Here is a 7,884-nt window from a genome sequence, read left to right as displayed (position 1 = left end):
GGCCAGCGCGTCGGCGACGGCGGCGCAGTTCGTCCGCTCCTCAGCCATGACTCACCTCAAGCATCGTGCGCAGTCTCGACAGTCCGGTTCGAATGCGGGTCTTGGCTGTTCCCAGTGGGATCTGTTGCCGTTGACTGATCTCTTGCGCTGTCAGGCCGAAGTGCACGGACAGCATGACGGCGGTCGCCTGTTCTCGGGGTAGTGCCTGCAAGGCTGCGGTAATGCGGTCACAGTCCTCCACCCGGTCGTGGTCGCTGTCAGGTGCGATCATCATCTCGGCGATCACCACCGGCTCCACGGCAAGTTCTCTGCGTACGCGTGTGACGTCGATTGCGGCGTTGCGAGCGATGGTGAGCAGCCACGTCGTCGCCCGGGCACGCCGAGGATCGTAGTTGCCGGCGTGTCGCCAGGCCCGGACGAACGTTTCCTGCGCCACCTCTTCAGCGACGGCGGGAACACCCACCACCGACAGCGCTAGGCCATAGACCCGGGCTTGATGGCGCCGGACGAACGTCGCCATCGCGTCGGCGTCGCCGGTCGCCATCCCAGCGAGCAGCGCATCGTCGGACACTCCCACGCCCCTATATACGAGGTTCCCCGCCGAAAGGATTGCGGCGGACGCTCATCCATCCGCGAGCCCGAGACGTATCTCATGACACCGAGCAGGCGAGAGAGCATGGAGTAAGCGTGTCCACGCTACTACTGCTTCCCGCCGCTGTCCCGGCACTCGCGCTCGCGACGTGCAGTGCGTGCGGCCAGCGGCGGCGACACCATTCATGATCAGATACGAGTTCATGGCGTCATAGCGCCCTGAACTCGTATCTGATCAGACGTGAGGGGCAGCGGGACGCGCCATCGGGAGATGTGGGATGCCGTCGTCGAGATACTCCTCACCGACCACGACGAACCCATGGCGGCTATAGAGGTCGACGAGGTGCGCCTGGGCGTCGAGTACACAGGGGCGTTCACCGACTTGGTCCAGCGCCACCTGGATGAGCCGGTCCGCGAGTCCGGCGCCGCGTGCGTGAGCCGCGACGACGACGCGGCCGATCCGCGGCGTGCCGTCAGCATCGGTGAGCAGGCGCAGGTAGGCAACGGGCGCGCCCTCCCGCTCGTACCAGATGTGCCGCGTGCCGGGTTCCGTGTCGCGCCCGTCCAGCTCTGGGTAGGCACAATGCTGCTCGACGACGAAGACGTCCACGCGCAGCCGCAACAGCGCATACAGCGTGCCGGCGCTGAGATCGTCGAACCGAGCGACGTTCAGCACAGGCTCGCTCATTGTGGGCCGGGCAGGTACGCCTCGATCGCGCTGACCACCTCGGCCGACTCCGGTTCCGTGCGGGGCCGGAATCTGCCGATGATCGTCCCCTCAGCGTCGACCAGGAACTTCTCGAAGTTCCACTGCACGTCGCCGGCCTCGCCGTCGCCGTCGGAGACTTTGGTGAGCTCCGCATAGAGCGGTTGGCGGCTCTCGCCGTTCACGTCGGCCTTCTCGAACAGCGGAAAGGTCACGCCATATGTGGTGGAGCAGAACTCCTCGATCTCCTCAGCGGATCCCGGCTCCTGCCCGGCGAACTGATTGCTGGGGAAGCCGAGGACAGTGAAGCCGCTGTCCGCATATCGCTTCTGAAGCCGTTCCAACCCTTCGTACTGCGGGGTCAGACCACACTTCGATGCGACGTTGACCAGCAACAGTACCTTTCCCTCGTACTCGCTCAGTGAGGTCGGCTCGCCGCTGATCGTGCGGAGGGGAATGTCGTAGACGGAGGTCAAGGTCTCTCCTTCGAAGGAATCGGCCACCTGATTGTCTGCGTCAACCAATACGGCACCGAGGATCTTCCACCTGCGTCGTGCCGCAAGAAAGCCGGCTCGGGATGGGCGCACTGTCGCTCAACGACGAAGGCGTGCGCACGCTGTCGCAGCGGCTGTACAGCGTCTCCGCATCGAACTCATCGAACGGCGCCACGCAACGCAGATGGCCTCATGTCTCCGATGAGAAGCGTTCCCATGCGGCCTGCCGGCTCACACCCAGGGCCTTACCGATCCGCTCCCAGGAGATCCCCTGTTGACGAGCGAGCATCACAGCCCGCCTGAGCGGCGGGTCCATCCCTATGATGCCCGCGCCTATGCCTTCGATGACGACGATCGGGTTGTTGTCCCAGTCACCGTCGATGTTGAGATCCACTCGCACATTAACTCTGTCACTGTCACCCATACTGTCAAGGTACCTTGACACACCCCTAACCGGTCAAGACCTATGTGTCCTTGCGCAGACCCAGACAACGTCCGGCAATGCGTGGTCCTCGGCGCTCGCGATGCAGGACGCCACAGCTGCCACTCGATCAGGGACGACCTTCCGTCTACAGGCTGTGGCGCAGGACGCCGACATGCGCATCGAGCACGATCCACGGTTGGCGCCGGCACGAAAATCGGTATGCACTCGATCGTGGGACTGCTAGATTCGGCGACGATGACAGCCCAGTGACCCGCCGATGATCGCTCTGAACGTGCTGCGACCTGGTGTTCCTCTCCCAGCCGCTGCATAGGCGTGGCCCTCATCGGCAGACGACAGCCCGGCCTGGTTCGGTGAACGGTCGGGCAGCTCACCGTCGTCTGAGTGTGCCTTTCCGCGGCACCGCCCGCGCAGCGTGCGGCTTCACTGACGCCCGGACAGCGCGCACTCCCGCATCTGGGGTCGCCTTCCATGAGTCACAGCTCGTCCCGTCCACAACCACGTCCGGACCGCAAGCCCCAACGACGTCACGGCGCATCCGTTGGTCAAGGTCCCACTCGGATCGAACTGACCTGTCTTCCCGGCATGGCCGAGATCGTCGTAGCCGAGGCGATCGAGCGCCTCCGGCTGACAGCGCCTGTCCGAGCAGTACCGGAGCGTGACGACGCCGTCGTCGTCACGCTGTCTGCTGCAGGTCGTTCTGCCGACACTCTGAAGCCAGTGTGCGATCTTCGCACCATCGTTGCGGCATTCCTGGTGCTCGACTTCGACGTTCCCCGGCCACGCTCGTTGACCAGTCCCGAGCGTCTCCAGCGCATCGCCGCGGCGATGCGGTTGGCAGCCCGGCTAGAGCCTGCCGAAACAGAGCAGATGAGATCATTTCGGATCGAAGCCGCAGGATCGGACTCCCGCGTGTTTCAGGAACTGAGCAGGCGACTAGCGGAGTCGGCGGGAATGACCGCCGTCCCAGGTTCAGGCGCTTGTGTGCTGCGCGTCCGACGAGCGCCCGCTGGGTACGGCTGGCAAGTGCTCATCCGTCTGTCGCCCAGGCCGTTGTCGGTCCGGCCATGGCGGGTGGCCGGCTTCCCGGGCGCGCTCAATGCCACCGTGGCCGCAGCAGCGGTACGGATGAGCAGGCCACGCCGGACGGATCGGGTGCTCAACCTCATGTGTGGATCCGGGACGTTGCTGGTCGAACGGCTTCTGATCTGCGGCGCGGCGCACGCGGCGGGTGTCGATCACGATCGTGAGGTGCTGCGGGCAAGCGACCACAACCTGTCCGCAGCCGGTGTGCGGGAACACGTGCAGCTACATCTCGCCGACGTCAACGACGGCTGGGCTGGCCAAGGGTCCTACGACGTCATCTTCGCCGATCCACCATGGGGCGACAAGGTGAGGACACCTGAGGACGCTTTCGCCCTGCACAGAATGCTTTTGCATAGGGCGGCCGAGCTCGCCACGCCGAAGGCGCGCCTGGTGATCATCACTCACCGAGTCAAGATCATGCGACGTTGCTTAGCGGAGCCGAGTGGTCGATGGCGGCTCATCGAGGAGAAACGAGTCTGGGCGAAAGGACATCACCCGCGGATCTACCTGCTCCATCGCCAGGACAATCGTCCTTTGCTTGCGAACTATCGTCCGTGATTCGCGGACAGCCATCGACACCCATTCACACTGCTGGAACGTCAGGGAATCGAGCCAGATCGCGGACGAGGGCGGCAACGTCCTGCACCGTGCGGCGCGGGGCGTTCGCGCTGCAGGACGCTACCCGCTACTCAGGGATACGCAGGCGCACCCGGCGGAACCCCCGCCCCTTGTTCTCGACCTTCTTGACCTCGATCCGACCGATCTGCTTGGTGGAAGCGACATGTGTACCGCCGTCGGCCTGCAGGTCCAGGCCATTGATATCGATCAGGCGGACCACCGCGAGGTCCGGCGGGAGCAGATCGGTCGCGGTCTTGATGATCGGGCCGAGCTGGTATGCCTCTTCGCGAGGCAGCACCTTCACCTGAATGGCACGGTCAGCGGCGACCTCGGCGTTGAGCGCCTCGGTCAGGGTGTCCTTGAACCCGGGCGGAACCTCGGCAAAGTCGAAGTCCAGCCGCGCCTCACCCGGCTCCATGTTGCCGCCCGTCACCGGGACACCGAAGTCGCGGAACATGACACCGCAGAGCACATGCAGCCCGGAGTGGGTGCGCATGAGCATGCTCCGGCGCTCGTCGTCGATAGCGCCCTGGACGGCTGCGCCGACCGGTGGCAACGGGTCCTCCGGCTCCGGGATCAACCAGAAGTCGTCCCGCGCGCGTACTCCGGCGATCCGGGTCTGGACGCCACCCCACAGCAGCACTCCTCGGTCTGGAGGCTGCCCTCCGCCGCCCGGGTAGAACGCGGAGCGATCGAGCACGATCCCGTCCTCCGGATCGGACGCGAGCACCGTGCACTCCCACTCGCGGAGTGTCTGATCGTCAAGCTCCAGCCGGTGTGTCCGGCCGTGGTGATCATGCCGCACGCTGAAGACTCTACTCGCAACGGCGGGTGACGCCCACAGTCAATTCAGACGGAACCACGGGTCCGCATCGGCCGTCCCATGTTCCAAGACGTCGCGACATGATGGCAGCGCCACTAGCATCGCTGACCACTACGCGAAAGCGAAGAGGGGCGGCTACCTCCTACTGATCGTCGATGCTTTTCCGTATCTGGTGCCGGCCGTGGGTTTCTTCGTGGCCGTGTCATCGCCTGACCGCCAACGGCTAGGTGACCGGGTGGCCAAGACATGGGTTGTCCGGGCCAGCGCTGCCGGCCAGCCCGTGCCGGTGCGGCTGACGAACGCGCCGGCGTACGCACCCGGAACGCAGCCCGGCTACCCTCCGCAGCAGCCTCCCGCGAACTGGCCCGGCGCCGTGCCACCAGGGCCGCCACCGCAGGGGCCTGCCGGCGGCCCTCCGTATCCAGGAGCTGCGCTCAGTTAGATGAACCGTTCGACGAGCCGGGCGACGGCCGCGCCGGCCTGAGGCTGCGCACGGCCAAGCTGCGATGTCGGCGTCCGGTCGATCTCGTCGAGCACCCGGGCGAACGTCATCAGCTGTGCGTGCGCGAGCTTCGGATCGAACCAGCGCCAGCCACCGTCCGCGGCCTCGGCCATCAGATGGGTCGGCCCGGGGACGAGCGAGATGGTCGGTAACCCGGACCGGTAAAGACCGGCTCCCTCACCGAAGTACACGCCGAACGTTGGCCGCAACGTCACCGGCCGGCGTGGCCGCTGTAGCCGGGACGCCGCCTGGTAGATCCGTTCCATCTCCGGGTTGCCGGTGTAGACGAGCTCATGAGCGGGTGCTCCCGTGGGCCGGTAGCCCGTCCGCCCGCGCCGATCGTCCCATTCCGCGGCGCCAAGGTGTTCGATCGTCACGCCTGCGACAGCGGTGCGATGACCCGGTGCACCGTCCCATCGGTCACGATGATCATCCAGCCAGGTGCTGGTGGCCTGCCCATGGCGGTCCACGGAGACGTCCGGGATCCGGAAATGGCCGCTGACGAAGACGAACGTATGTGGCCTCCGCCAGCGCGGATTCCCGTCACCTAGCGCACGGCGCGCCAGCGCCAGCAGCGCAAGAGGGCCGTTCTCCTCGACGACGTTCGGCCCATCGGTATGCGTGTTGACGATGACATTCTCGTCGGCGCAGTTCGGATCGGAGCCAGGTAGCTCGGCCCATATGGTGTGCGTGGCGGCGTCGTCGGTGACTTCAGCATCCAGGATCACGGTCGCATGGTCGCCGCGCCGCGCAGCCTCGATCAACTCGTCACCGCTCTGCCCGTCGACCCACACCGCCGGGCAGCCCTGGTAGGGCATGGTGAACGGCAGTGCCTGGCCGGCAGCGTTCTCCGTGGACACAGACCGCCACACGCAGACCACGGCACGAACACCCGCGGCGCGTGCGGCAGCGATGTCCGGCGGCCGGACGAACGACCCGAGCATCGGGTTGGTCAGCGTCGGCGGCAACCGCCCCGAGCGACGCCGCAGTATCGCCGTCGGAACGGGCGGCGTCGGCATCTCCACTATCGCGATCCGTCCGGCGGCATCGTCGAACGCTCCGGGAGCTCTGCCGCAGTGCGTCAGCGGAGCCGTGACTCCGTCCGGCGGCGTCTCACCGGAGTATGGGAACGGCGACGTCACCGTCAGGCTGCGCGGTGTGGCGGATTCCGGTGGTGCCGCCGCGTTCAGCCGCACTTCCCAGCGCCGCGGTTCCCACTGCCGGAATCGCAACTCATCGCGGTAGACCTCCAACCCGAGATGGTCCAGGCGCTCCACGAGTGTATCCACGAATCGTCGGTGCGCAGCGGTTCCCGTCAGTCTCGATCCCAGCTCGGCCAGTTCCTCGTTCCACCGCGTGAACTCGTTGAGATCAGGCAAAGTCACCACGGAACCGCCTGTACCCATCGATCCCGTTCTCTCACACCCCACACACACGTCAATGTCCTGCAGGCTGAAGGCCACAACCCTCACCCTGCAGGACGTTCGCGGCTATGGGAGCGAGACGGAGACGTACTTCGTCTCGAGGAACTCCTCGATGCCCTCGAAGCCGCCTTCACGGCCGATGCCGCTGGCCTTGACGCCTCCGAACGGCGCGGCGACGTTGGACACCATGCCGGCGTTCAGGCCGACCATCCCGCTCTCGAGCCCTTCGCAGACCCGAAGCGCGCGCTGCAGGTCACGCGTGTACACGTAACTGACCAGGCCGTACTCTGTGTTGTTCGCCTGAGTCAGCGCCTCGTCGTCGGTCTTGAACGTGGTGATCGGTGCGACGGGGCCGAACACCTCCTCGGACAGGATCCGCGAGTCGCTCCGGATGTCCGTGACAACGGTCGGCTCGAAGAAGTAGCCCACGTCGCCCACCCGGGAACCACCGGTCACGACGCGTCCGCCGCGTTCGACGGCGTCGCCGAGCAAAGCCTCGACCGTATCCCGCTGCTTTGCGCTGATCAGCGGCCCGATGTCGACCCCTTCGTCGGTGCCGCGCCCCACTCGCAACGACGAGAGACGGTCCGCGAGCCGCGAAGAGAACTCGTCCGCAATCGACTCGTGCACGTGGAACCGGTTGGCCGCCGTGCACGCCTCGCCGATGTTGCGCGTCTTGGCCAGCACGGCGCCGTCGACGGCGGCATCGATGTCCGCGTCGTCGAAGATCAGGAACGGCGCGTTGCCGCCCAGCTCCATCGAGACCCGCAGCACCTGCTGCGCCGACTGCTCGATGAGCATCCGACCGACCTGCGTGGAACCGGTGAAGGAGAGCTTACGTAGCCTCGAGTCCTGGATCACCGGCCCGGAGACCGCCCCGGCCGACGTCGTCGGAATGACGTTCAGCACGCCGTCGGGCAGCCCGGCTTCGGCGAGGATCGAGGCCAACGCCAGCATCGACAGCGGTGTCTCGGCTGCCGGCTTCATCACGATCGTGCAGCCGGCGGCGACAGCCGGACCGATCTTGCGCGTGCCCATCGCCATCGGAAAGTTCCACGGCGTGATGAAGAAGGACGGACCCACCGGCTGCTTCATCGTCAGGACCCGGCTACCACCGGTCGGCGCCACGGAGTACCGCCCATAAACACGGACTGCTTCCTCGGAGAACCAGCGGAAGAACTCCGCCGCGTAGGTCACC

At 66.1% G+C, this 7,884-nt stretch carries 8 protein-coding genes; 1 reads left to right on the top strand and 7 read right to left on the bottom strand.

All coding sequences use genetic code 11. From position 1 onward, the window contains the following. Positions 1-40: 40 nt before the first annotated feature. The 4 genes from ELR45_RS07645 to ELR45_RS07630 form a co-directional block, all read right to left on the bottom strand. Complete coding sequence (locus ELR45_RS07645) at positions 41-571, bottom strand: RNA polymerase sigma factor (RefSeq protein ID WP_205856198.1); 531 nt, start codon at positions 569-571, stop codon at positions 41-43. A 255-nt stretch (positions 572-826) separates the two neighbouring features. Further along, on the bottom strand, positions 827-1,267 hold the full coding sequence (locus ELR45_RS07640; protein WP_240759263.1) for a GNAT family N-acetyltransferase: 441 nt from the start codon (positions 1,265-1,267) through the stop codon (positions 827-829). 8 nt (positions 1,268-1,275) lie between these two features. After that, on the bottom strand, positions 1,276-1,773 hold the full coding sequence (locus tag ELR45_RS07635) for a glutathione peroxidase (RefSeq protein WP_129664806.1): 498 nt from the start codon (positions 1,771-1,773) through the stop codon (positions 1,276-1,278). 208 nt (positions 1,774-1,981) lie between these two features. Next, a complete protein-coding gene (locus tag ELR45_RS07630; RefSeq protein ID WP_129664803.1) occupies positions 1,982-2,215 on the bottom strand; it encodes a hypothetical protein in 234 nt (77 codons plus the stop codon). A gap of 603 nt (positions 2,216-2,818) precedes the next feature. Between ELR45_RS07630 and ELR45_RS07625 the strand changes: the two genes are divergently transcribed. Further along, on the top strand, positions 2,819-3,877 hold the full coding sequence (locus tag ELR45_RS07625; protein ID WP_205856197.1) for a methyltransferase: 1,059 nt from the start codon (positions 2,819-2,821) through the stop codon (positions 3,875-3,877). A gap of 127 nt (positions 3,878-4,004) precedes the next feature. Here ELR45_RS07625 and ELR45_RS07620 read toward each other — a convergent pair whose 3' ends face one another. The 3 genes from ELR45_RS07620 to ELR45_RS07610 all read right to left on the bottom strand — a co-directional run. Continuing rightward, on the bottom strand, positions 4,005-4,742 hold the full coding sequence (locus ELR45_RS07620; protein WP_129664799.1) for an alanyl-tRNA editing protein: 738 nt from the start codon (positions 4,740-4,742) through the stop codon (positions 4,005-4,007). Between the two features lie 456 nt (positions 4,743-5,198). After that, positions 5,199-6,650 carry a hypothetical protein gene (locus ELR45_RS07615; protein WP_165367572.1) on the bottom strand — a complete coding sequence of 484 codons (1,452 nt, stop codon included), beginning with the start codon at positions 6,648-6,650 and terminating at the stop codon, positions 5,199-5,201. Positions 6,651-6,752: 102 nt separating this feature from the next. Further along, the coding region (locus ELR45_RS07610; RefSeq protein WP_240759260.1) for an NAD-dependent succinate-semialdehyde dehydrogenase at positions 6,753-7,884 on the bottom strand (1,132 nt) is incomplete at its 5' end.

Origin of the sequence: Phytoactinopolyspora endophytica (assembly GCF_004138495.1) — a bacterium.
GTDB classification, from domain to species: domain Bacteria; phylum Actinomycetota; class Actinomycetes; order Jiangellales; family Jiangellaceae; genus Phytoactinopolyspora; species Phytoactinopolyspora endophytica.
Note: the sequence above shows the minus strand (reverse complement) of the source record. Positions and strands in the feature narration are given on the sequence as shown.

Coding starts and splice junctions, on each gene's coding strand:
- ELR45_RS07630 (WP_129664803.1), bottom strand. CDS start 2,215: ATGGGTGACAGTGACAGAGTTAATGTGCGAGTGGATCTCAACATCGAC.
- ELR45_RS07625 (WP_205856197.1), top strand. CDS start 2,819: ATGGCCGAGATCGTCGTAGCCGAGGCGATCGAGCGCCTCCGGCTGACA.